Consider the following 21,450-nt stretch of genomic DNA (forward strand, 5'->3'; position numbering starts at 1 on the left):
GGTCATCGCTCCTTAAGCCTGAACCAGCGGGCCGGGGTTTTTCAGGTATTGCTCGCGTATCGCTTTCGCCGACCAGTAGGTCAGCGCGGCAACCAGCCCGGTCGGGTTGTAACCCAGGCCTTGCGGGAATGCCGAGGCGCCCGGGACGAATACGTTGTGCACGTCCCAGCTCTGCAGGTAGCGGTTCAGCGCGCTGGTCTTCGGATCGGTGCCCATGATCGCGCCACCGTTGAGGTGGGTGGTCTGGTACGACGCGGTGTTGAAGTGGTCGCCGACTTTCTTGCCGATCACGGCGATGGCTTTCGGGCCCATGGCCTCGGCGATCTTGCCCATTTTCTCGACCATGAAGCGGTTCATCTTGATGTCGTTTTCCTGCCAGTCGAACGTCATCCGCAGCAGCGGCATGCCGTAGGCATCGCGGTACACCGGGTCCAGATCGAGGTAGTTGCCACGGTAGGACTGATGCGCGCCGTGGGCATCCATCGACACCTGGTGGGTGTAGTAATCGGCGGTCGCGCGTTTCCACGCACTGCCCCAGGCCGGAGTGCCCGGCGGGTTGGAGGTGCCGGCGATCGGTCGGCTGCCGGCCTGGTTGACCCACATCGGCGAGCCACCGACGAAACCGTGAGGCCCGTGGTCGAAGTTGTCGGCGTTGAAGTCGTCCACCGCCACACCGTTGCCGCCGGCGCCGATGAAGTTGTTGGTGTGGGTGTCCTTGTCGAAGAACGCCTTGATGGTGCCCATGTTCTGGTAGGCGAAGTTGCGCCCGACTACGCCTTCACCGCTGACCGGATCGTACGGTTTGCCGATGCCGGAGAGCAGCATCAGGCGCACGTTGTGCAACTGGAACGCGCCAAGGATCACCAGATCCGCCGGTTGCTCGATCTCGCGACCCTGACCGTCGATGTAGGTGACGCCGGTGGCCTTGGTTTTCGTGCTGTCGAGGTTGACCCGCAGAACGTGCGCGTTAGGCCGCAGTTCGAAATTCGGCAGCGGCTTCAGCGCCGGTAGAATGTTCACGTTCGGCGACGCCTTGGAATACATGTAGCAAACGTAACCACTGCAGAAACCGCAGAAGTTGCACGGGCCCATCTGCGCGCCGTAAGGGTTGGTGTACGGCCCTGAAGTATTCGCGGAAGGCAGGTTGTAGGGTTTGTAGCCAACCTCCGTAGCCGCTTTGCCGAACAGCTGTGCGGAAACCGTGTTCTTCTGCGCTTCCAGCGGGAACGGGTTCGAGCGATCCGGGGCGTATGGGTTGCCGCCCTTGCCCTGACCGACCAGTTGGCCTTTCACGGTCCAGGCCTGGCCGGAGGTGCCGAAGACTTTTTCGGCGAAATCGAAGAACGGTTCCAGCTCTTCATAGCTGACGCCGAAGTCCTGGATGGTCATGTCCTTGGGGATGAAGCTTTTGCCGTAGCGCTCTTCGTAGTGACTGCGCATGCGCAGTTCGATCGGGTCGACCCGAAAGTGCACGCCCGACCAGTGCAGCCCGGCGCCGCCCACGCCATTGCCCGGCAGGAACGCGCCCAGCTGGCGGTTCGGCAGGGCGATGTCGTTGACGCTGTGGCGGATGGTGACGGTTTCCTTGGAAACGTCCTGGAAGAGTTTTTTCCGCACGCTGTAGGTGAGTTCGTCGATCACCTGGGGATAGTTGCCGTCCGGGTAGGTGTCCTGCATCGGCCCGCGTTCCAGCGCCAGCACGTTGAGCCCGGCTTCGGTCAGCTCCTTGGCCATGATCGCGCCCGTCCAGCCGAAACCGACGATCACTGCGTCGACCTTCTTCATTACCGTTGCCATGCTCACGCCCTCTCGCCGCGAATCGAAACTGCCGGGAAGGGGTACTGCTCGTTGCGTTCCACCCAATCCATGAAATCGGCGCGGGCGCCGGGGAAGCCGATCATGGTCCAGCCGACCATGCCTTTGTTGCCGCCGTGGATCGGGTCGCAGAAGAACCCTTCCTTGGTGTTTTGCAGCAGCAGACTGAAGAAAATCTTCGACGGAACCGCGTCGAATTGCGGTTTTCCGGCTTCAAGCTGCTTGAGCAGATCGTCTCGGGTAGCGCTGTCTTGCTCGGCAAATGTTTTACCGTTGATGGATTTTGCCCACTGATCCGTGGCGGCGATGCCGAGGCGATAGATCTCTTTTGGCACCAGTTTGCTCTGCCAGCCCATCTCCGGCGCGGCGTCGGCATTGAACGGGCCCTGCATGTACCAAAGCGCACCGGCGGCGTACGGGGTGTTCATCTGACGGTCGATGTATTCCGGCACGCCAGCTTCGAGTGCACCTGGACCCTGCGAATCGTTGGGGATCAATTGCGCGACGGCGGCATTGATGAACGCCCACTCTTCGGCGGTGAAGTAGTTCGGCTGATAAGGGCTGGCTTCAACCTCGGCCGATTTTGCCGGGGCTGTGGCAGGCGCGCTTTCAGGCGCTGCTTGCAGCACGGTGCTGCCGAGACCGCTGCCGGCCAGAGTCACGACCGGAATCAGGGTCAGGGATTTGCGCAAAAACTCACGCCGCGGGTTGTCTCGATCTTCATCAGACATGGGGATGCACCTCATCAGGCATTGATGGTTGTCAGCCGTTTCTGCGAACGGCTCAAGAATTTTCTGGCTGCGACGTGGCCGGAATGACCGGGAGAAGGGGGGACGCGTCTGCAACATGATGTGACAAATGGTAGCAGGCTAAGCAACCGGATGAACCGATTCAGCCAAAAAAAGACTGCTTTTCGATCAAGGGAACCGGCGTCTTCACGATTCTTTTACAAGCGCCTCACAGGGATTTGACTGCGAGGCTCGCAAGCTGCGGCCTTCACTGACGAAACCCACACGGTCGCCGTAAAGCATGTTCCTGACGCGTTTTTCCTCCGCTTTCTGTTTGTCGCTGTTTGCGCTGTTCAGCTGGATTCCCGCTCAGGCCGCGGAAACTCCGGCTTCCCGTCCCGTCGAGTGGGCGCAACCGGTAGAAGTGCAATACAACCTGTTCCAGATGTCGCCCACGCTGTATCGCAGCGCGCTCCCCGATGACGGCGCGGTACCGTTGCTGACCAACCTGAAGGTGGCCACGGTCATCAACTTCCTGCCGGAAGCGGATTCCAACTGGCTGAAAGCCCCCGGTATCCATCAGGTGCAATTGCCCTATCGCACCAATCACGTGGACGACAGTGATGTGCTCAAGACCCTGCGTGCCATCCAGTCCGCCGAAGCCGACGGCCCGGTGCTGATGCACTGCAAGCACGGCTCCGATCGCACCGGCCTGATGGCGGCGATGTACCGGATCGTGGTGCAGGGCTGGAGCAAGGAAGACGCCCTGAACGAAATGACCCAGGGCGGCTTTGGTGAGAGTGGGCACTTCCGGGACAGCGTGCGCTACGTGATGCAGGCCGATGTCGATAAATTGCGCACCGCGCTGGCCAATGGCGATTGCAGCACCAGCGCGTTTGCCACGTGCTCGATGAAGAGCTGGTTTCAGACGGTCAATCTGAAGTAACCCGTCCGGCCTCTCCGTCAACGAGGCCGGCGACCGGCTGGCCGATGAACGCTTCCACCGCATCCAGCAACGGACGCCCCGCACCCGGCGCAAAGAACATTGCACGAAACTCTCGGCCGGTTTGCGCGTTGAACACCCAGTCCCGGCTGAAGCGCTTGAACGCTTCCTCAGCCAGCACACCCGACCAGACGTAGGCGTAAACCGAAGCGTCGTACTGGGTCACCATGTAATCGAATCCATTGGCGAACCGGTGATCGTCCGGCAGTTGCAGAGGACCCAGGCTGCGCTGCACAGCGGTGCAGACCTCCTCGACCGAGCGCCCGTCGCCGTGGGTCAGGTGCAGCTCGAAGTCGATCATCGCCCCCATCAGCAACAAGGCCTGTTGCCGGCTGGAATGGGACTGAGTAGCTGACAGTGCCGCGTCGACCCGTGCGGCGCTCAAGCGTTCGCCGGTCCGAAAATGCGCGCCGAGCCACAACACAAACTCCCGCGACAAACACCACTGCTCGAACAACTGCCCGGAAAACTCCGCCGCTTCATGGCCCAGTTGCAGGATGCCGGACAGGCTGTGATGGGGCGAGCGCGTCAGCACGTGCTGGAGGCAATGGCCAAACTCATGAAACAGCACCCGCAGATCGTCGGTTTCGAGCCGGCACGGATGGGTATCGGTGGCCGGTGTGAAATTGCTGTAAAGCAGGGCAATCGGCAGCGCCGGGCGGCCTTCGGCGTTGATCCGGCGATTGCGCAGCGTGGAGGTGCCGGCGAAGTCCACCGCGTTGTCGCGGTGAAACGGGTCGAGGTAGATATAGCCGATGACCTGCTCGTGCTCGCTGATTTCCAGCAGGCGCACATCGTCATGCCAGTGGCCGCCACCGGATCGCTCGACGATGCGGATCCCGAACATCCGCTCGCAGAACAGAAAGAGCCTGCGCAGGGTGCCTTCGAGCGGGAAGTAATCCCGCAGGTTTTCCAGCGCACCGGGAAACTGCTGCTGGCGCCATTGTTCGGCGAGGAAAACTTCGTCCCATGGCTGGACCCGGTCGATTCCGCATTGCGGCGCAAAGGCCGCCAGTTGTTTTGCATCCTGCGCGAGGGCAGGTGTCAGCTGCGCCGCCTGACGCTGGAGAAAGCCACTGACCCATTCGGTCGTCCCGGCGCTGTTTTTGGCCAGGCTCAGTTGCGCGGCGTTTTCATGGCCGAGCAAACGGGCTTTCTGCTGGCGCAGGGCAAGCAGTTTGGCCAGCACCGGCCCGTTATCAAAGCGACCGGCCAGCGGCCCACGATCGGAGGCGCGGGTCATGTAAGCCACATAGCATTCCTCTCGCAAGGCACGGTTCTCGGCGTACTTGAGGATGTGCTGGCAGGTGTTCTGGTCCAGCCGGATCAGCCAGCCGTCATGGCCGGCCTCGCGTGCGGCGAGTGCCAGCCGATTCGTCATCGCCGACGACAGGCCCGCAAGCAGCGCAATATCGTCTACACGTTTGCTCCACGCCTCGGTCCAGCGCTCGAGGTTGTCCAGAAACACGTACTCCAGCCCGCCGATCTCGCGGTTCAATCGCGCCAGTTCCTGTTGCTGTTCAGCAGGAAGCTCGATGCCCGACTGCTTGAATCGGCGCAGAATCCGCGACAGTGCAATGTTGCGCGACTCATCGAAACTGCCGGCGATCGAACTCTGCGCCAAACGCTGGTAAGCCTCGTACAACGGGCGATTTCGGGCTTTTTCGGAGCGATACTGATTGATCGCCAGATGCGCCTTGGCGCTTTCCACGAGCCAGGTGGCATCGTCAGATCTGACCATCGACAACGTTTCGAGAATCGAGCGGAGTTCACCGAGGCGCGCGTCGGCCTCGTCGATGCTCAGCACCAGATCATCCCAGCCGGGATGTTCGGCCTGACTGGCGATCACCTGGGCGATGATGCGTCGATTGTCGGCAATGATGTGATTGACGGCCGGCAGCAGGTGCTCGGCGCGAATCGCTGGCCACGGTGGCAGCGTCCAGTGTTGCAGGAGGGGATTGGTGTCGGGCATGGCAGCTTCCTTCGAGGCGTGGCACAAAGGGCCAGCCTACGAAGCAAGTGCGGGGGACAGGTGTTAAGCCAATACCACCTTCCACCGATGAATCGGGGAAGGTGGTTGAGGATCAGTGCTGCTCGTCGGGCTTTTTCTTCAGCTTCGGATTCGGGAAGAATTGCACCGCCTGAACCGTTTTGTCCGGTGCCGGCTTGAGCGCGCTGGTGTTGACCCTCGTGCCCAGTTCTTTCGGTACCGAAAGCCCTTGGGCATTCAGCGTATCGCTGTAGCCGCACGCCACGCATTCGCGGTGCGGGACATCGTCCTCGCTCCACATCATCAGTTTGTCCGGCTCGCTGCACGCCGGGCAGACCGCCCCGGCGATAAAGCGTTTTTTGGTCTTCACGGGTGCCTCACTCATGCTGCCGCGTCCTCACTCAGGCCGCTGTGGCGCAAGAGTGCGTCAATCGACGGCTCACGGCCACGGAAGTCGACGAACAGCACCATCGGCGCCTGCGAACCACCGCGAGCCAGGATCGCTTCACGGAAGGCGCGACCGGTGTCGGCATTCAGCACGCCGTCTTCTTCGAACTTCGAGAAGGCATCCGCCGACAACACTTCCGCCCACTTGTAGCTGTAGTAACCCGCCGCGTAACCGCCGGCGAAGATGTGCGCGAAGCTGTTAGGGAAGCGGTTGTAGGCCGGAGGACGCATTACCGAGACTTCGTTGCGCACGCCTTCCAGCACTTGGGCAACGCTGCGGCCATCACCGTGGGTGGCGTGCAGTTCGAAGTCAAACAGCGAGAACTCCAGTTGACGCACCATCATCAGGCCGGACTGGAAGTTCTTCGCTGCGAGCATTTTTTCCAGCAGATCCTGCGGCAGCGGCTCGCCGGTTTCGTAGTGGCCGGAAATCAGCGCGAGGCCTTCCGGCTCCCAGCACCAGTTTTCCATGAACTGGCTCGGCAGCTCGACCGCATCCCACGCCACGCCGTTGATGCCGGACACGCCAGCATGCTCGACGCGGGTCAGCAGGTGATGCAGGCCATGGCCGAATTCGTGGAACAGGGTGGTCACTTCATCGTGGGTCAGCAGCGCAGGCTTGCCGCTGTCGGCCGGGGTGAAGTTGCACACCAGGTTGGCCACCGGGCTTTGCAGCACGCCGTCGAGGGTGCGGCGACGGTCGCGGGCGCCGTCCATCCAGGCACCGCCGCGCTTGTTGGCGCGGGCGTAGAGATCGAAGAAGAAGCGGCCGACGTGCTGGCCGTTTTCCTTGATCTCGAACAGGCGAACATCCGGGTGCCAAGTGTCGAAACCTTTCAGTTCGGCGATTTCGATGCCGTACAAGCGCTGAACGATGGCGAACAGGCCGCCCAGCACTTTGTCGATCGGGAAGTAGGCGCGCAGGGTTTCCTGGGCGACGCTGTAGCGTTGTTCACGGAGTTTTTCACCGTAGAAACCGCTGTCCCAGCTTTGCAGATCGGCGCAGCCCTGTTCGGCGGCGTAAGCCTTGAGCTGTTGCAGATCCTGCGCGGCAAACGGTTTGCTGCGCTTGGCCAGGTCGCGCAGGAAGCTCAGCACCTGATCGCTGGACTCGGCCATTTTGGTGGCCAGGCTCAGCTCGGAGAAGCTGGAGAAACCGAGCAGCTTGGCTAGTTCCTGACGCAGGTCGAGGATTTCGCCCATCACCGGGCCATTGTCGTTCTGGCCGGCGTTCGGGCCTTGATCCGACGCACGGGTGCAGTAGGCGGCGTAGACTTCTTCGCGCAGCGCTCGGTCCTGGGCGTAAGTCATCACCGCGTAGTAGCTCGGGAATTCCAGGGTGATCAGCCAGCCGTCGAGGCCTTTGGCCTGTGCGGCGGCAGCCATTTGCGCCTTGGCCGAATCGGTCAGGCCGGCGAGGGCGGCTTCATCGGTCAGGTGCTTGGTCCAGGCCTGGGTGGCGTCGAGCAACTGGTTGGAGAAGCGGCTGCCCAGCTCGGACAGCTTGCTCTGCACTTCGGCGTAGCGTTTCTGTTCGGCTTCCGGCAGGTCGATGCCCGACAGGCGGAAATCGCGCAGGGCGTGTTCCAGAATGGTTTTTTGCGCCACGTCGAAACCGGCAGCTTCCGGGCTGTTGGCCAGGGCTTCATAGGCCTGGAACAGCTCGCGGTTCTGGCCCATCTCGGTGGAATAGGCGCTCAATGCCGGCAGGCACGACTCGTAGGCTTCACGCAGTTCGGCGCTGTTGCACACGGCATTGAGGTGGCTGACCGGACTCCAGGCTGCGCCCAGGCGATCATTGAGTTCGTCCATCGCCAGCACCAGCCCGGCCCAGGTCGGGTTCTGGCCCTGGGTCTTGAGGATTTCGGCAATGGCGGCGCGGTTGTCGGCCAGAATGGTTTCGATGGCCGGCTGCACGTGTTCGGCACGGATCGCGGAGAACGGCGGCAGGTCGTAGGACTGCAGAAGAGGGTTGTTCACGCTCACGGTTGGCACCTTGGCTGGAAGAAACATGCGCCCATCTTAATTACAATCGACACCCACCGCAGCTATCGGCGACAGAGAGAGAACTAATCGTGTCCCTTCGCAAGTACCAGAATCACACCCCACGCTTGAGCCAAGGCGCTTTTGTCGACGGCTCGGCGGTGGTGATCGGCGACGTTGAAATCGGCGAAGACAGCTCCGTGTGGCCGCTGACCGTGATCCGTGGCGACATGCACCGCATCCGCATCGGTGCGCGCACCAGCGTGCAGGATGGCTGCGTGTTGCACATCACCCACGCCGGCCCGTTCAATCCCGATGGCTTCCCGCTGCTGATCGGCGATGACGTGACCATCGCCCACAAGGTCATGCTGCATGGCTGCACGGTCGGCAGCCGCGTGTTGATCGGCATGGGCAGCATCGTCATGGACGGCGCGGTGGTCGAGGACGACGTGATCATCGGCGCCGGCAGCCTGGTGCCACCGGGCAAGCGCCTGGAAAGCGGTTTTCTGTACGTGGGCAGCCCGGTGAAGCAGGTTCGCCGGCTGACCGACAAGGAAAACGCCTTTTTCACCTACAGCGCGGCGAACTACGTGAAGCTCAAGGACCTGCATCTGGCCGAAGGCTACGACCAGCTCTGACTTTTCTCTCTATTGCCCGGGATTTTTCATGCATTACCAGACCGTTCTATTCGACCTCGACGGCACTCTCACCGACCCGCGTGAGGGCATCACCCGTTCCATCCAGTTCGCCTTGAGCAAACTCGGCATCGATGAGCCGGACCTGACCAGACTGGAACACTTCATCGGCCCGCCGCTGTTGCAGGCATTCATGCAGTTTTATGGTTTTGATGAAGCCAAGGCGTGGGAGGCGGTGAATTTCTACCGCGAGCGCTTCAAGGTCACCGGCCTGTACGAGAATCGGGTGTTCGACGGCGTCACGCCGTTGTTGGAAACCCTGAGTGGCCAGGGCCGGCAGCTGTATATCGCGACGTCGAAACCGTGGGTGTTCGCCCGGGAAATCGCCCGGCACTTCGATTTCGCCAAACACTTCAAGGTGATCTACGGCAGCGAACTGGACGGCACCCGCACCAACAAGGTCGAGCTGATTGCCCATCTGATGGCCGAGGAAGGGCTGGACCCGGCCAATACGCTGATGATCGGTGACCGCAAGCACGACCTGATCGGTGCTCGCAGCAACGGTCTGGATGCGGCGGCCGTGGGTTACGGTTTTGGCAGCCATGAAGAGCTGAGCGCCGAAGCGCCGGCGTATCACTTCGAGACGCTGGCGGAGTTGCATCAGGCGTTTTTGCAGCGCTGATCATCAATCCGGGCGAAGGGCAGCCAGCTCACGCAGCGCTGTCTTGCGCTTGTCCGCCGGTAATCCGCCCAGATGTTCGACCCGCGCATAAAACTGCGGCCAATCTCCCTTCACCTGCCCGAACAACGCCGCAAACGCCGGCACCCACTGGTCATACAGCCCGAACGGCAACAGCCGTGCGTTGTTCAACGGCGCATTGACCCAGGCGTCATAGCGTTTGTCGCCGGACCACTGGCCATCGCGCATCGCTCGATAATCCTGTCGAAACCGTTCGAACTCCGCCGCCTTGCGCTCGCGCATCTGCGCCGTTGCGAGTGGTCGTGCATAGAGTTTTTCGAGGCGTGAACGGGTATCGAGGATCAGCTGAATGAACTGATCCCGCTGCTTCAGCTTCGAGTCGTTTTCCGGGGGCAAGCCACGAAACGCTCGCCACTGCCGCGTACCCTCCTGCTCGACGAAGGTGGCGAAAGACTCGTTGAACTCGGTGTCGTCCTTCACATAGAAACGCTGGTGGGCCAGCTCATGGAAGATCAGCGTCGCCAGACGCTCGTCGCCCCAGCCCATCATCGAATTGAGGATCGGGTCGTTGAACCAGCCCAGGGTCGAGTAGGCCTCGACGCCGCCGATCGACACGTCCATGCCTTGCAGGCGCTGAATCGCGGCTTCACCCCGCGCCGCGCTCTGGCTGTAATAGCCGCGATAGGCCACGCAACCGGCAATCGGGAAGCAATGGTTCTGTGGGCTCAGGGAAAACTCCGGAGTGGCGAACACATTCCACACGACAAACGGCCGACCGATATCGGCGTAGAGGCGATAGCTTTGGTTGTCCGGCAGGTGCAGGTGTTCGCTGGCAAAAGCCCGGGCTTTCTGGGACTGGGCCAGGTGAGTGCGCAGTTTGGCGTCACGGGTCGGGTCGGCGATCACCTCGGCCACCGGCTCCCGTGCCCGCAAAAGCTGCAGCTGACCGCTGGCCAGCTGGCTGTAATAGCTCAGGCTTGAGCAACCGTTGAGCAACAAAATCATCACACCCGGAAACAAAATCCGCAAAACGCGATCAAGTAACCCATGGCTTGGAAGCGGCCTGATCAAAATAAGAAATCCCCCCGGAAAGTCTGCCCAAGACTATCCCGCCCATTGGAGCTCCGCTATGCGCATGTTGATACTGACAGGAAGCGTGCTGACGCTGGCCGGTTGTGCCGGATTCGGAATGCCGTCCCCTGACCCCTCGCAAGCCTGGATCGATCTGGATGCCCGGCAACAGGACACGGCGTTGCAGGCGCTGGAAGTCGACAACAAGGCTGCCGTCGATCATCGTTACTTCGAAGTGCAGCCCGGCAGTCATGAGCTGACGGTGCGTTATCAATTCCCGGTCGAAGCGACCAACATCGGCCCGGATGCCGAGCCGCTGTGGCGCGATTGTCAGTTGAACGTGAAATTCAAGGATTTCAACGCCGGCCAGCGTTATCAGTTGCAGGCGGGAAGCATCGGTTTCCGTCCGTGGGCCAAGCTCTATGACCAACAACGCAACGTGGTGGGCCAGGGCACGCCGGCGGGCTGCCAGCGAACCTGATCGGCGTTATGCTGGATGTCCGAACTCACGGACATCCATCATGCGCACGTTGATGCTGTTGTTGGCCGCAGGCGTACTCGCCGGGTGCCAGACACCGTTGCCCCCCGTCGACCCGAATATGGCCTGGGTCGAATTCTCTACGCCAACCCCCGGCGGCAAACTGCTGATGGCCGAGCGTCTCGACAACAGGCGGCTGACTGACGGGCGTTTCTTCCAGGTCACCCCCGGCAGCCACGAACTGCGGGTGCGCTTCGACTTTGAAGTGTTCGGCGGAGGCGGCAGCCTGATGACCGGCCCCGTTGAGCGGCTGTGCTATCTGACCATCCGCTACGATCATTTCGAGGCGGGCCAGCGTTACTTGCTCGAAGGCCGTTCGCTGGCGTTTACCCCGAGTGCCCGCCTGTACAACGACAAGCGGGAAATCGTTGCCGAAGACCGCGAGGTCAACTGCATCATCTAAGGCGGATCAGCGGTCGTTCTTCTGATAGATGATCTTTTTTGTGCCGTAGTCGCAGGTGCCGACAATCATGGCGATGTCGTGTTTTTCAGCCTCCTCTTTGGAGACTATCTCCAGGGTGTAGGAGGGCACGGCATTCGCCTGAATCTTGATTTCGATCTCTTGCTTGAGTTCTTCGCAGTCTTTGGGCGCTGCGAAGGCCGACGTTGCCAGCACGCCACAGATAACCGCCAAGGCAAAACGTTTCATGGTTGAAGCTCCATCGAAGCAGCGCGCACGAAGATGCGCGAAAGCTGCTGTCATTTATTCGACCACATTTTTGCCTGGCGGGTTCTGATCCGGCTCAATCCGTCAGCCAACCAGCGACGCGTCGAGACTGATCTTCGCATTCAGCACCTTGGACACCGGGCAACCTTCCTTGGCCTTGTTGCTCAGCTCTTCGAACTGCGCCTGGGTCGCTCCCGGAATTTTTGCCTTGAGGATCAGTTTCACCGCGGTGATCGCAAAGCCGCCATCCACCTGATCCAGCGTGACCTCGGCCTGGGTGTCGATGCTGTCGGCCTTGAGCCCGGCGTCACCGAGAATCATCGAAAACGCCATGGAGAAACAGCCCGCATGGGCGGCGCCGATCAGTTCTTCCGGATTGGTGCCCTTGCCGCCCTCGAAGCGTGCCTTGAAGCCGTAGGGCGCTTCACGCAGGACGCTGGTTTCGGTAGAAATCGAGCCGATGCCGGTTTTCAGGTCACCTTCCCAATGCGCGGATGCCTTCTTCACGATAGCCATGTGTGCCTCCTTCAAATCGGGCGCGAAACGCCGCGCCGTCGTGGTTTTTGCCTGCAAGGCTTCTGAGGATAGACGCCGGAACAAAGTTCAGCCCAAGTGAATCGTTGACTTTTTTAGTAGGAAATTTCGGATCGGCTATTGAAACTCGGGTATATGCCCTCATTGCACAGAACACGCTTATGAATTGGGCAGGTTTGCGTTCGCCAAGAACACACCTGCGCCCTCAATCGGAGATGCAGGTTTATGAAGCAACTGTCCGACGTAAAGTTTTCCACCCTCGATCTGGTGCCGGTGCGCGAGAACGGCAGCCCGGCGCAGTCGCTGCGCAACTCGCTGGATCTGGCGCAGCACGTCGAGAAGTTCGGCTACACCCGGTTCTGGGTTGCCGAGCACCACAACATGGACGGCATCGCCAGTTCCGCCACCTCGGTGTTGCTGGGCTATCTGGCCGGCGGCACGTCGACCATCCGGGTCGGCTCCGGTGGCGTGATGCTGCCCAACCACGCGCCGCTGGTGATTGCCGAGCAGTTCGGCACCCTTGAAAGCCTGTATCCGGGGCGGATCGACCTCGGCCTGGGCCGTGCGCCGGGTTCCGACCAGATGACCGCCCGCGCCTTGCGCCGTGAGCGCTCCGGCAGTGCCGATGATTTCCCGGAAGACGTGGCTGAGCTGGCGCGCTTCCTCGGTCCGCGCACCCCGGATCAGCGCGTGATCGCGATGCCGGGCACCGGCACCAACGTGCCGATCTGGCTGCTCGGTTCCAGTCTGTTCAGTGCGCAACTGGCCGGTGAGCGCGGTTTGCCCTACGCCTTCGCCTCGCATTTCGCACCGCGTTTCATGCATGAGGCGATTCGCGTCTACCGCAATCAGTTCAAGCCATCGGCGGTACTCGACAAACCGTACGTGATGCTCGGCGTGCCGCTGGTGGCCGCTGACACCGATGAGCAGGCCGATTACCTGGCGACCTCGGTGTACCAGCGAATCCTCGCGCTGATGCGTGGGCAAAGTCTGGTGCAGCGCCCGCCGGTGAAAACCATGGACGGTCTGTGGTTGCCGCATGAACGTGAGGCGGTGGGGGATTTCCTCGGTCTGGCGATGGTCGGCAGTCCGCAGAAAATCCGCGCGAAACTCGAAGTGTTGATCGAACAGACGCAGGCGGATGAGCTGATCTTCACCTGCGACCTGTACGAACACGCCGATCGCCTGCATTCCTACGAATTGCTGGCGCAGGTCATGAAGGGCTGAACCCGATCGCCGCGCACAAAAAAGCCGACGCATTGCGTCGGCTTTTGTTTTTCCGGCGTGATCAGCCGCGGGTGTAGACGATCTCTTTGGCGCCGCCTTCGCAGGTGCCGACGACTTTGCCGCCACTGGCCGCACCCTTGTCGACGATCTCCAGCGAATACCCGGAAACGCCCTTGGCATCCAGCTTGGCCGCAATTTCGGCCTTCAGTTCTTCACAGGGCTTGCCGGCAGCAAACGCACCACCCGCAAGGCTCAACAAACCTACCGCCAACATGAACTTCTTCATCGGTCGCACTCCCTGGTCGGATTAAAAAAGGCAGGCATCGAGCCGTTCGCTCGATGCACTCACCTCGTAGCGCATTGCCATTCCTATGGCACTCGGCCAGCGCGCAAGTTCAGAATCGTAGACCAAACTCAGCTGCTGGCTATCCGGAACCCGACTTTCAGGGTCACTTGAAAGTGCGCCGCCTTGCCATCCTTGATGTGGCCGCGGGTTTCGGTCACTTCAAACCATTCCAGATGCTTGATGCTCTTCTTGGCCTCGGCCAACGCATTGTTGATGGCGTCTTCGATGCTGCTGGTGGACGAACCGACCAGCTCGACTTTCTTGTAGGTGTGATGGTCACTCATGGTGTTCTCCTTGAAGTGTGCAATTGAGCCTAGCAGCGATTTGCCGTGTTGATTTCGGCGATCCGGGCGAGAGGAAGTTCAGATTTTCTGCACTTTCCAGAAACGCTGAAGTCCCAACCAACACACGCCACTCATCACCAATGCAGGAGAGCCACCATGGCCAACACCTCGTTACGCAAAGCCTCGTTGCAAAGCATGGAAGCGGAGATCGAGAGTCTGCTCAAGTCGTTGGAAAGCCTGAAGGACGACGCTTCGGACGAGTCGCGCAAGACCCTCAAGGCGCTCAAGAACAACGCTGAAAGCGCGCTGAAACACTCGCGCAGCCTGCTCAGCGATGCCTACGAAGAAGTCAAAGTCAAAACCCGCGAAACCGGAATCGCCACCCGCGATTACGCGCAGGAACATCCGTGGACGACCGCCGGTGTGGCGGTCGGTGCGCTGGGTCTGCTGGCCGCTTACTTGCTGTTCAAGCGCGGCGAGTGATCCGCCTGGCGCAGCTCGTTCCTGAGCCACTGCGCCAATTGCCGGGCGCGCCCGTCCGCGGCGCGCTTGGGTAGCCACAACGCCAGTTGTGCCGGGGTTTCGCTGAAACCCCACGGCGCGACCAGGCGTCCGGCCTTCAAGTCTTCGGTCACCAGCGGTTCCGGCGCGATCGCCACGCCCAACCCGGCGACGGCCGCTTCCAGCAAGTAATACAAATGCTCGAAACCCTGCCCCAGCTTCAACGCCTTGGCGTCGAGGCCGCTTTGTTGCGCCCAGCTCGGCCAGGCTTGCGGGCGTGAAGTCGTGTGCAGCAAGGGTTCGTCGAGCAGGGCGATTGGCGGTGCCGATTGCAGGCGCTGGTAGCCGCTGAACAGCGGACTCATGACCGGGCCGATGCGCTCGCTGGCCAGCTCGTACACCTGCATGTCTGCCGGCCATGGCGGTTCGGCGAACAGCAGCAATGCATCCAGCCCCGGGCGTCGTGGATCGAGATCGCCTTCTCCGGCTGACAGGTGCAGACGCAAATCCGGCAGATCGGCATTCAGCCTTCCCAGTCGCGGAATGAACCAGCGCGCCAGCAAGCTACCGGAGCAACCAAGCACGAACGGCGCGTCCGCGGTGCTTTGGGTGAGTTCGGCGCAAACGCTGCGCAAACGGTCGAAAGCCTCGCCGCTGGCATCGCGCAGGCGAATGCCGGCATCTGTGAGTTTCAGGCCACGACCGTCCTTGACGAAAAGACTGACGCCGAGATGCTCTTCCAGCACCTTGAGCTGGCGGCTGACCGCACCGTGGGTAACGTGCAGTTGCTCCGCAGCCTGGCTGACGCTGTTCAGGCGGGCGGTGGCTTCGAAGGCGCGCAGGGCGTTCAGCGGAGGAAGGTCATGGCTCATGATATCTGTGAGTTTTCCTGACAGGTTGTGGCGATCTTATCGGTTTTCAGCCTGGAAGGTCAGGGGTAGAGTGAACGCCATTGTCTTCTCGTGAAATCCGCTGGAGCGAACCATGACCCAGACTTCGAACACCTCCGATCTGCGTAACGGCCCTGACGCCAACGGCCTGTTTGGCTCGTTCGGCGGCCGTTACGTCGCCGAAACCCTGATGCCGTTGATCCTCGACCTGGCTCGTGAATACGAAGCGGCCAAGGAAGATCCGGCTTTCAAAGAAGAATTGGCCTACTTCCAGCGCGACTACGTCGGACGTCCGAGCCCGCTGTACTTCGCCGAGCGCCTGACCGAGTTCTGCGGTGGCGCCAAGATTTACCTCAAGCGCGAAGAGCTGAACCATACCGGCGCGCACAAGATCAACAACTGCATCGGCCAGATCCTGCTGGCGCGGCGCATGGGCAAGAAACGCATCATCGCCGAGACCGGCGCCGGCATGCACGGCGTGGCTACCGCTACCGTGGCCGCGCGTTTCGGTCTGGACTGCGTGATCTACATGGGCACCACCGACATCGAACGTCAGCAGGCCAACGTGTTCCGCATGAAGCTGCTGGGCGCCGAGGTGATCCCGGTGGTCGCCGGCACCGGCACCCTGAAAGACGCAATGAACGAAGCGCTGCGTGACTGGGTGACCAACGTCGACAGCACCTTCTACCTGATCGGCACCGTGGCCGGTCCGCACCCTTACCCAGCCATGGTTCGCGACTTCCAGGCCGTAATCGGCAAGGAAACCCGCGATCAGCTGCAAGCTCAGGAAGGTCGCCTGCCGGACAGCCTGGTGGCATGCATCGGTGGCGGTTCCAACGCCATGGGCCTGTTCCACCCGTTTCTCGATGACAAGAGCGTCGAGATCATTGGCGTCGAAGCCGCCGGTTACGGCATCGAGACCGGCAAACACGCGGCCAGCCTCAACGGCGGCGTACCGGGTGTGCTGCACGGCAACCGTACCTTCCTGCTGCAGGACGACGATGGCCAGATCATCGACGCCCACTCGATTTCCGCCGGCCTCGACTATCCGGGCATCGGCCCTGAACACGCCTGGTTGCATGACATCGGCCGCGTCCAGTACACCTCGGTGACCGACGACGAAGCCCTCGCCGCATTCCATCAGTGCTGCCGTCTGGAAGGGATCATCCCGGCACTGGAAAGCGCCCATGCCCTGGCCGAAGTCTTCAAACGCGCACCGAAACTGCCGAAGGATCACCTGATGGTGGTCAACCTGTCCGGTCGCGGCGACAAAGACATGCAGACCGTCATGCACCACATGGAAACCTCCAAGCAGGAGAAACACTGATGAGCCGCCTGCAAACCCGCTTTGCCGAACTCAAAGAACAGAATCGCGCCGCCCTGGTGACCTTCGTCACTGCTGGTGATCCGGACTACGACACTTCGCTGGCCATCCTCAAAGGCTTGCCGAAAGCCGGTGCCGACGTGATCGAACTGGGCATGCCGTTCACCGACCCGATGGCCGACGGCCCGGCGATTCAGCTGGCGAACATCCGTGCCCTTGGCGCCAAGCAGAACCTGATCAAAACCCTGCAAATGGTCCGCGAGTTCCGCAAGGACAACAGCGACACGCCGCTGGTGCTGATGGGTTACTTCAACCCGATCCACAAGTTCGGCGTCGAGCGCTTCATCGCCGAAGCCAAAGAGGCCGGCGTTGATGGCCTGATCGTGGTCGACATGCCACCGGAGCACAACTCGGAGCTGTGCGACCCGGCCCAGGCAGCGGGCATCGACTTCATCCGCCTGACCACCCCGACCACCGATGATGCGCGTCTGCCAAAAGTGTTGAACGGCAGCTCCGGCTTCGTTTACTACGTGTCGGTTGCCGGTGTGACCGGTGCCGGTGCGGCGACGCTGGAACACGTCGAAGAAGCGGTGGCGCGTCTGCGTCGGCATACCGACCTGCCGATCAGCATCGGTTTTGGTATCCGCACGCCGGAGCAGGCGGCGTCCATCGCGCGTCTGGCCGACGGTGTGGTGGTGGGTTCGGCGCTGATCGATCACATCGCCAATGCGACCACGCCGGACCAGGCCATCGACGGCGTGCTGAGCCTGTGCTCGGCGCTGTCCGAAGGCGTGCGTAAGGCTCGCGTCAGCTGAAGGTAAAGTTCCTGATACAGAGGAATTAGGGCCTCGCGGCACAGACTAATTGAGCAAGACCGAGGGATTCAGAACCACGTTCTGAATCCCTTTTTGCTGTCAGTGCAGTGAGGAAAGACCCGATGAAAATGCCGAAACGTCTGATTGCCAGTCTGGGCGTGCTGATGATCAGCGCGACGCCGCTGCTGGCCAGCGCCGATCCGCGCGACGATCACGACCACGGCGGCCCGCAACAGGGCCACTACGACAATCGCGGTGGCGATCACCATGATTGGCAAAGCAACCATCGCGGCGGCCCGCCGCCTCGGGATTTCGGCCCGGTGCGTCAGGTGATCCGCGACAATCATGGCTACTTCGTTCGCGGTGCACCGCCACCTCCAGGCATCCATCTGGTACGTGGCCGGCCGCTGCCCCACGGCTATTACGGCGAGCGGCTGGATAACCGGGCGTTGAGTCGTCTGCCGTATTACCCGGGTTATGAATGGCGTCGTGCCGGTGGTGACATCGTGCTGATCGCGGTGGGTAGCGGGGTCGTTTACGAAGTGCTGGATGGCGTTCTGTACTGATCGTCAGGCAATAAAAAAGACCGCAATCTTCACAGGCTGCGGTCTTTTGTTTTCAGGGTCGTTGTTTTTCAGGGCAGCTCCAGTCCGCCCGAGGCTTTGTGCAGTTTGCGCAGATGCTCGCCGATCTGCTTCACGTTGGCCTCGCTGGCCGCAATCTCGGCTGCTCGCCTTGGCTCCAGCAGCGCGCGCACTTCTTTATCCAGATCGCCGGTGAGTGCCAGCAACTGTTTCTGGCGCTGACTGCTTTCGGCTTCAAGCCTGCTGAACTCGCTTGGTTGCGGCAGGCCGTAACCTCGGGAGTCGAGCAACTCTGCCGGCCGGCTGAGGAAGCCGCTGTTGGCGAGGATCTGTTGCAAGGTCGCGTTGGCCTTGTCCATGCCACCGTTCTCCAGCTCCCGGGCGCCGAGGTAGCGTTGCTTGACCTCATCCTGAGCGAGCAACAGTTGGCGGCGGAAACTGGCTTGCTCCAGCAACAACAGCGCGGCGCTGGTGCGCAGGTCGGCCCGTTCGAACCACGGGCGACGCTCTTCGGCAGACAGCGAAAGCCATTCTTCCACGGTTGTCTGCTTGATCGGCAATTGCTTCTTCAACACATCGAACATCGCTTGATAACGATCACGGAACGAGTCGAAGCGATAACCCAGGCGCAACGCCTCTTTCGGATCATCGAGCACGCTGGTGTCGGCCAGGCCTCGCCCCTTCAGCACTTCCAGCAAGCCATTGGGCATGATGCTGTCCAGGCCGGTGAGCCGGGCGTTGTTGCTGCCGCTGCGCAACAGCTTCAGTCCTTCCACCGCACAGTTGTTGGAGAGGAAGAAGTAATTGCCGTCGTAGCTCCAGTGCATTTCGGCGGCGTGTTCGACCACGCCCTCGATTTCGCTGCGCGAGAGATTCAGCGGCACCGACGCCAGGCTGCGCAGTTCGGTTTTGGTGTATTCGTCGATCACCTGCGCCAGCGGCAACACGAACAGTCGTGACGGGTACTTGCCGACCAGTCCGTCCCAGCTCGACAGCTGTACGTCACCGACGAAGGCGCGGTACGACAGCACCAGATGCTGATCAAGATCCAGTCGGCAGTCCGGACCGCGTGGCCGGCCCGGTGCACAGATCACCAGACGCAACATACTGTGGCCCCAACGGCTGACCCAGTTCTGGTTGGCTTCGGCTAACAGGTAATCCACCGCGTACACGCGCTCCGGATCGACCTGGCCCAGGGGCTGTTTGGCAAAGTCGTTGCCGGCATTGAGGAAGGCGAAGGTTTTGGCGCACTCATCTTTCGCGGGCGGTGCCCAGCCGAAGTGTTCCTGGTAATAGCGATACAGCGCCGGGCGACGGCAGGCGTAACTCGGATCGAGGAGGAAATACTCCATGTTGACCGCGACAAACTCCTTCGGACTGGAGATTTCGTAGAGGTCGGGACTGCGGGCGATCTGCCGGTTGTGCTGTTCACGTTCGCCACGACGGCCGACGTATTGCTGCCAGCCGGCGAGGTCGAGCAGGCGTGGATCATCGCTGAGGGTGAAGCGCCGACCGTTCTGGCCGCGGCATTCATCGGGAATGCCGATCAGCCCGGCGCTGTTGTTGCGTCGGGTACAGCGCTGGATCAGCGTGCGTTCGGCCGCCGGCCACAAGCGCGCGCGATCGTAAATATGGGTGATTTCGTGCAGCACCGTGGCCAGCAGTTCCCGGCGAACGGTGCCGTGGGGGCGATTGGTTTTTTGTTTCGCCGCACTGCCGTCGGTGAGGCTGGCGAGCAGTTTGCGGTTCAGATCCAGCTCGGAGACGAGTGTCGCTTGGCCGTAGGCGTTGCCGGGCATGTCGTCGGTCCAGCCGACATCGATGCGCCGGTCCAGGCGTTCGATGAAGCTCGGCGGCAACGCCTGCATGGCTTCATCGAGCAGTGCCTGGCTGGCCTGTTGTTGGGCGGGGCTCAGACCGTCGGTCTTGAGCCGCAATTGCAGGCCGGCGTGGGCGCTGTTGCCAAGCAGCAACAGCGCCCCGGCCAGCAGCCAGGCGCCGAGTGACTTCACAGTGCGAGGATGGCTTCGGCGAGTACCTGATCACTGGCGTCGCGAGCTTCCGGCACGCGGGTGCGCAAGGTGTTGAAGGCGGCTTCCAGGTTTGCACCACGGATATCACCGTCGCTGGCCACGAAACTGGCAGCGTCGTCGTGGGCTTCGCGGATGATTTTCGAATCGCGAATCGACGTGGTGGTGTCGGAAGTGAAATCGATGGTGCGCTGGGAAGCGCGGACGATGATGTTACTGGTGGCTACCAGGGTGTGTGCCTGGGCCATATCGGCCAACAACAGCAGGCCAAGGGCGGCAGCAATCAGCGGGCTACGCATGGAACGACTCCGAAAAGACAGGGATGACTATTGGACGAGAATTGCCTGTGCCAGTTCAAGGTCGCTGACATGAAGTTTTGGCCGGCTCTTGCGCAGGTAATGCAGGGCGGATTCGAGCTGTGCGCCGCGCATCTGGCCGTCACTGGCAACGAACGCTGCGGCATCGTCGTGCGCGGCGATGATCAGTTTACGGTCGAACGGCGCGGAAGACACCATGCCGGTGGCCCAGACGCTGACCACGGTGTTCTGCGTGGATACATCGAAGGCGTCTGCCAGAGGAACCCAGCAGGCGGTGATCAGTACAGAGGGGATAAGCAGATTTGAAAGAAAACGCATGGGACTCGGCAGCTGTTGGCGAGTCCCAAGGCTAGCGCAATGCCCGGACTAGAGCCAGCGCCGAAACATCGGGACACGACCGGCATGCCCCGCGATGCCTCTGTCGCTTAGATCGTCAGAATGGCCTGGGCCAGCTGTGCGTCGGTCGCGTTCAGTTGTGGAGCCTGATGACGGATGTGATCCAGTGCGCTCTCCAGTTTCACGCCACGGATTTCGCCTTCGCTGGCCACGAAGCTGGCAGCGTCGTCACGGGCAGCGAGCACGATCTTGTCGTCACGGAAGGACGAGGTGACGTCGGAGGTGGCATCGGAAGAGGACTTGAGCGCGCCAACAACGGCGTCGGTGGTCACGATGAAGCTGGTGGCGCTGGCGTTGGCAGCTACGGCCAGCAGAGCGGCGGCGCTGAGCAGACGAAGACGGGACATGGGAGAACTCCTGTGGATAAACCGTATTGAGAGGTGGCTCGGTGTCTGAAGGTCAGACGCCAGTCGCACAGCATTCGCCACGTTCTGCATGGATCTTAGGCCTCCGTTGCGAGTTCGCACAGTGGTCAGGATGCTGGCCTGAACACATTTTGCGCAACTGTACTTGTCATTAATCAATTTAAATAAACTGTACCTGTCTGGTGTTTCAGGCTGGGTATTCAGGTTTTCTGCCCTGAAACGACAAGACCCGTCGCGGTTTCCCGCGACGGGTCTTGTGT

General features: G+C 61.3%; 25 protein-coding genes. 10 read left to right on the forward strand and 15 right to left on the reverse strand.

Features of this window, described 5'->3' with window-relative positions:
- Positions 1-12 precede the first annotated feature (12 nt).
- The gene (locus ABTV87_RS00450) at positions 13-1,797 is read right to left on the reverse strand and encodes a GMC family oxidoreductase (protein WP_433898815.1); all 1,785 of its coding nucleotides are present in this window, start codon (positions 1,795-1,797) and stop codon (positions 13-15) included.
- A 2-nt stretch (positions 1,798-1,799) separates the two neighbouring features.
- On the reverse strand, positions 1,800-2,546 hold the full coding sequence (locus ABTV87_RS00455; protein ID WP_433898816.1) for a gluconate 2-dehydrogenase subunit 3 family protein: 747 nt from the start codon (positions 2,544-2,546) through the stop codon (positions 1,800-1,802).
- A 298-nt stretch (positions 2,547-2,844) separates the two neighbouring features.
- Here ABTV87_RS00455 and ABTV87_RS00460 point away from each other — a divergent pair, with 298 nt between their 5' ends.
- Positions 2,845-3,489, forward strand: coding sequence for a phosphatase domain-containing protein (locus ABTV87_RS00460; RefSeq protein ID WP_433898817.1), 645 nt, complete (start codon positions 2,845-2,847; stop codon positions 3,487-3,489).
- Here the strand turns inward: ABTV87_RS00460 and ABTV87_RS00465 are convergent.
- The 3 genes from ABTV87_RS00465 to prlC all read right to left on the reverse strand — a co-directional run bounded on the left by ABTV87_RS00465 (position 3,476) and on the right by prlC (position 7,969).
- Positions 3,476-5,518: a M3 family metallopeptidase gene (locus tag ABTV87_RS00465; RefSeq protein ID WP_433898818.1), complete on the reverse strand. Its 2,043-nt coding sequence runs from the start codon at positions 5,516-5,518 to the stop codon at positions 3,476-3,478. The two genes, ABTV87_RS00460 and ABTV87_RS00465, sit on opposite strands and share 14 nt — an antisense overlap.
- A 112-nt stretch (positions 5,519-5,630) precedes the next feature.
- Positions 5,631-5,921 (reverse strand): YheV family putative zinc ribbon protein, encoded by a 291-nt coding sequence (locus ABTV87_RS00470; protein WP_007953955.1) that lies wholly within the window; start codon positions 5,919-5,921, stop codon positions 5,631-5,633.
- Positions 5,918-7,969 carry an oligopeptidase A gene (gene prlC, locus ABTV87_RS00475; protein ID WP_103385847.1) on the reverse strand — a complete coding sequence of 684 codons (2,052 nt, stop codon included), beginning with the start codon at positions 7,967-7,969 and terminating at the stop codon, positions 5,918-5,920. The genes ABTV87_RS00470 and prlC overlap by 4 nt, the downstream gene beginning before the upstream one ends.
- An 89-nt stretch (positions 7,970-8,058) precedes the next feature.
- Here prlC and ABTV87_RS00480 point away from each other — a divergent pair, with 89 nt between their 5' ends.
- Positions 8,059-8,604, forward strand: coding sequence for a gamma carbonic anhydrase family protein (locus tag ABTV87_RS00480; RefSeq protein ID WP_127796518.1), 546 nt, complete (start codon positions 8,059-8,061; stop codon positions 8,602-8,604).
- Positions 8,605-8,632: 28 nt separating this feature from the next.
- Positions 8,633-9,283, forward strand: a complete 651-nt coding sequence (locus ABTV87_RS00485) for an HAD family hydrolase (RefSeq protein ID WP_192563006.1) — start codon at positions 8,633-8,635, stop codon at positions 9,281-9,283.
- Between the two features lie 3 nt (positions 9,284-9,286).
- On the opposite strand, the gene ABTV87_RS00490 is transcribed toward ABTV87_RS00485, so the two are convergent.
- On the reverse strand, positions 9,287-10,372 hold the full coding sequence (locus ABTV87_RS00490) for an aminopeptidase (protein ID WP_433898819.1): 1,086 nt from the start codon (positions 10,370-10,372) through the stop codon (positions 9,287-9,289).
- Positions 10,373-10,430: 58 nt separating this feature from the next.
- Here ABTV87_RS00490 and ABTV87_RS00495 point away from each other — a divergent pair, with 58 nt between their 5' ends.
- A complete protein-coding gene (locus tag ABTV87_RS00495) occupies positions 10,431-10,853 on the forward strand; it encodes a hypothetical protein (protein ID WP_007953945.1) in 423 nt (140 codons plus the stop codon).
- A gap of 40 nt (positions 10,854-10,893) precedes the next feature.
- Positions 10,894-11,313 carry a hypothetical protein gene (locus tag ABTV87_RS00500; protein WP_007953944.1) on the forward strand — a complete coding sequence of 140 codons (420 nt, stop codon included), beginning with the start codon at positions 10,894-10,896 and terminating at the stop codon, positions 11,311-11,313.
- A 6-nt stretch (positions 11,314-11,319) separates the two neighbouring features.
- Here ABTV87_RS00500 and ABTV87_RS00505 read toward each other — a convergent pair whose 3' ends face one another.
- Together ABTV87_RS00505 and ABTV87_RS00510 are read right to left on the reverse strand one after the other, a co-directional pair.
- Positions 11,320-11,559 (reverse strand): DUF1161 domain-containing protein, encoded by a 240-nt coding sequence (locus tag ABTV87_RS00505; RefSeq protein ID WP_221535703.1) that lies wholly within the window; start codon positions 11,557-11,559, stop codon positions 11,320-11,322.
- 102 nt (positions 11,560-11,661) lie between these two features.
- Positions 11,662-12,093 (reverse strand): OsmC family protein, encoded by a 432-nt coding sequence (locus ABTV87_RS00510; RefSeq protein WP_433898820.1) that lies wholly within the window; start codon positions 12,091-12,093, stop codon positions 11,662-11,664.
- Positions 12,094-12,336: 243 nt separating this feature from the next.
- Between ABTV87_RS00510 and ABTV87_RS00515 the strand changes: the two genes are divergently transcribed.
- Positions 12,337-13,338, forward strand: coding sequence for an LLM class flavin-dependent oxidoreductase (locus tag ABTV87_RS00515; RefSeq protein WP_433898821.1), 1,002 nt, complete (start codon positions 12,337-12,339; stop codon positions 13,336-13,338).
- A gap of 61 nt (positions 13,339-13,399) precedes the next feature.
- On the opposite strand, the gene ABTV87_RS00520 is transcribed toward ABTV87_RS00515, so the two are convergent.
- Positions 13,400-13,624, reverse strand: coding sequence for a DUF1161 domain-containing protein (locus ABTV87_RS00520; RefSeq protein ID WP_085748065.1), 225 nt, complete (start codon positions 13,622-13,624; stop codon positions 13,400-13,402).
- A gap of 128 nt (positions 13,625-13,752) precedes the next feature.
- Positions 13,753-13,968, reverse strand: coding sequence for a dodecin (locus ABTV87_RS00525; protein WP_433898822.1), 216 nt, complete (start codon positions 13,966-13,968; stop codon positions 13,753-13,755).
- Between the two features lie 156 nt (positions 13,969-14,124).
- Between ABTV87_RS00525 and ABTV87_RS00530 the strand changes: the two genes are divergently transcribed.
- A complete protein-coding gene (locus tag ABTV87_RS00530; RefSeq protein WP_221535704.1) occupies positions 14,125-14,451 on the forward strand; it encodes a DUF883 family protein in 327 nt (108 codons plus the stop codon).
- Here ABTV87_RS00530 and ABTV87_RS00535 read toward each other — a convergent pair.
- Positions 14,424-15,341: a LysR family transcriptional regulator gene (locus tag ABTV87_RS00535; protein WP_085748066.1), complete on the reverse strand. Its 918-nt coding sequence runs from the start codon at positions 15,339-15,341 to the stop codon at positions 14,424-14,426. The two genes, ABTV87_RS00530 and ABTV87_RS00535, sit on opposite strands and share 28 nt — an antisense overlap.
- 112 nt (positions 15,342-15,453) lie before the next feature.
- Here ABTV87_RS00535 and trpB point away from each other — a divergent pair, with 112 nt between their 5' ends.
- The 3 genes from trpB (at position 15,454) to ABTV87_RS00550 (ending at position 18,064) form a co-directional block, all read left to right on the forward strand.
- Positions 15,454-16,686, forward strand: coding sequence for a tryptophan synthase subunit beta (trpB, locus tag ABTV87_RS00540; protein WP_007953916.1), 1,233 nt, complete (start codon positions 15,454-15,456; stop codon positions 16,684-16,686).
- Positions 16,686-17,498 (forward strand): tryptophan synthase subunit alpha, encoded by an 813-nt coding sequence (gene trpA / locus ABTV87_RS00545; protein WP_007953915.1) that lies wholly within the window; start codon positions 16,686-16,688, stop codon positions 17,496-17,498. The genes trpB and trpA overlap by 1 nt, the downstream gene beginning before the upstream one ends.
- A 122-nt stretch (positions 17,499-17,620) precedes the next feature.
- Entirely contained in the window at positions 17,621-18,064 is a 444-nt protein-coding gene (locus tag ABTV87_RS00550; RefSeq protein ID WP_007953914.1) for an anti-virulence regulator CigR family protein, read from the forward strand.
- Positions 18,065-18,132: 68 nt separating this feature from the next.
- Here ABTV87_RS00550 and ABTV87_RS00555 read toward each other — a convergent pair whose 3' ends face one another.
- The 4 genes from ABTV87_RS00555 to ABTV87_RS00570 form a co-directional block, all read right to left on the reverse strand.
- Positions 18,133-20,094 (reverse strand): DUF4105 domain-containing protein, encoded by a 1,962-nt coding sequence (locus tag ABTV87_RS00555; RefSeq protein ID WP_258712701.1) that lies wholly within the window; start codon positions 20,092-20,094, stop codon positions 18,133-18,135.
- Positions 20,091-20,411 carry a DUF2388 domain-containing protein gene (locus ABTV87_RS00560; RefSeq protein WP_007953910.1) on the reverse strand — a complete coding sequence of 107 codons (321 nt, stop codon included), beginning with the start codon at positions 20,409-20,411 and terminating at the stop codon, positions 20,091-20,093. The genes ABTV87_RS00555 and ABTV87_RS00560 overlap by 4 nt, the downstream gene beginning before the upstream one ends.
- A 27-nt stretch (positions 20,412-20,438) precedes the next feature.
- Entirely contained in the window at positions 20,439-20,747 is a 309-nt protein-coding gene (locus ABTV87_RS00565) for a DUF2388 domain-containing protein (RefSeq protein ID WP_179693106.1), read from the reverse strand.
- A gap of 107 nt (positions 20,748-20,854) precedes the next feature.
- Positions 20,855-21,172, reverse strand: a complete 318-nt coding sequence (locus tag ABTV87_RS00570; protein WP_007953908.1) for a DUF2388 domain-containing protein — start codon at positions 21,170-21,172, stop codon at positions 20,855-20,857.
- Positions 21,173-21,450 lie beyond the last annotated feature (278 nt).

Source organism: Pseudomonas sp. PSE1(2024) (assembly GCF_050990555.1).
GTDB lineage: Bacteria > Pseudomonadota > Gammaproteobacteria > Pseudomonadales > Pseudomonadaceae > Aquipseudomonas > Aquipseudomonas aphyarum.

Coding starts and splice junctions, on each gene's coding strand:
- ABTV87_RS00530 (WP_221535704.1), top strand. CDS start 14,125: ATGGCCAACACCTCGTTACGCAAAGCCTCGTTGCAAAGCATGGAAGCG.
- ABTV87_RS00460 (WP_433898817.1), top strand. CDS start 2,845: ATGTTCCTGACGCGTTTTTCCTCCGCTTTCTGTTTGTCGCTGTTTGCG.
- ABTV87_RS00550 (WP_007953914.1), top strand. CDS start 17,621: ATGAAAATGCCGAAACGTCTGATTGCCAGTCTGGGCGTGCTGATGATC.
- ABTV87_RS00515 (WP_433898821.1), top strand. CDS start 12,337: ATGAAGCAACTGTCCGACGTAAAGTTTTCCACCCTCGATCTGGTGCCG.
- ABTV87_RS00465 (WP_433898818.1), bottom strand. CDS start 5,518: ATGCCCGACACCAATCCCCTCCTGCAACACTGGACGCTGCCACCGTGG.
- ABTV87_RS00510 (WP_433898820.1), bottom strand. CDS start 12,093: ATGGCTATCGTGAAGAAGGCATCCGCGCATTGGGAAGGTGACCTGAAA.
- ABTV87_RS00455 (WP_433898816.1), bottom strand. CDS start 2,546: ATGTCTGATGAAGATCGAGACAACCCGCGGCGTGAGTTTTTGCGCAAA.
- ABTV87_RS00570 (WP_007953908.1), bottom strand. CDS start 21,172: ATGTCCCGTCTTCGTCTGCTCAGCGCCGCCGCTCTGCTGGCCGTAGCT.
- ABTV87_RS00495 (WP_007953945.1), top strand. CDS start 10,431: ATGCGCATGTTGATACTGACAGGAAGCGTGCTGACGCTGGCCGGTTGT.
- ABTV87_RS00470 (WP_007953955.1), bottom strand. CDS start 5,921: ATGAGTGAGGCACCCGTGAAGACCAAAAAACGCTTTATCGCCGGGGCG.
- ABTV87_RS00505 (WP_221535703.1), bottom strand. CDS start 11,559: ATGAAACGTTTTGCCTTGGCGGTTATCTGTGGCGTGCTGGCAACGTCG.
- ABTV87_RS00450 (WP_433898815.1), bottom strand. CDS start 1,797: ATGGCAACGGTAATGAAGAAGGTCGACGCAGTGATCGTCGGTTTCGGC.
- ABTV87_RS00565 (WP_179693106.1), bottom strand. CDS start 20,747: ATGCGTTTTCTTTCAAATCTGCTTATCCCCTCTGTACTGATCACCGCC.
- ABTV87_RS00485 (WP_192563006.1), top strand. CDS start 8,633: ATGCATTACCAGACCGTTCTATTCGACCTCGACGGCACTCTCACCGAC.
- ABTV87_RS00560 (WP_007953910.1), bottom strand. CDS start 20,411: ATGCGTAGCCCGCTGATTGCTGCCGCCCTTGGCCTGCTGTTGTTGGCC.
- trpB (WP_007953916.1), top strand. CDS start 15,454: ATGACCCAGACTTCGAACACCTCCGATCTGCGTAACGGCCCTGACGCC.
- ABTV87_RS00500 (WP_007953944.1), top strand. CDS start 10,894: ATGCGCACGTTGATGCTGTTGTTGGCCGCAGGCGTACTCGCCGGGTGC.
- ABTV87_RS00520 (WP_085748065.1), bottom strand. CDS start 13,624: ATGAAGAAGTTCATGTTGGCGGTAGGTTTGTTGAGCCTTGCGGGTGGT.
- trpA (WP_007953915.1), top strand. CDS start 16,686: ATGAGCCGCCTGCAAACCCGCTTTGCCGAACTCAAAGAACAGAATCGC.
- ABTV87_RS00525 (WP_433898822.1), bottom strand. CDS start 13,968: ATGAGTGACCATCACACCTACAAGAAAGTCGAGCTGGTCGGTTCGTCC.
- ABTV87_RS00535 (WP_085748066.1), bottom strand. CDS start 15,341: ATGAGCCATGACCTTCCTCCGCTGAACGCCCTGCGCGCCTTCGAAGCC.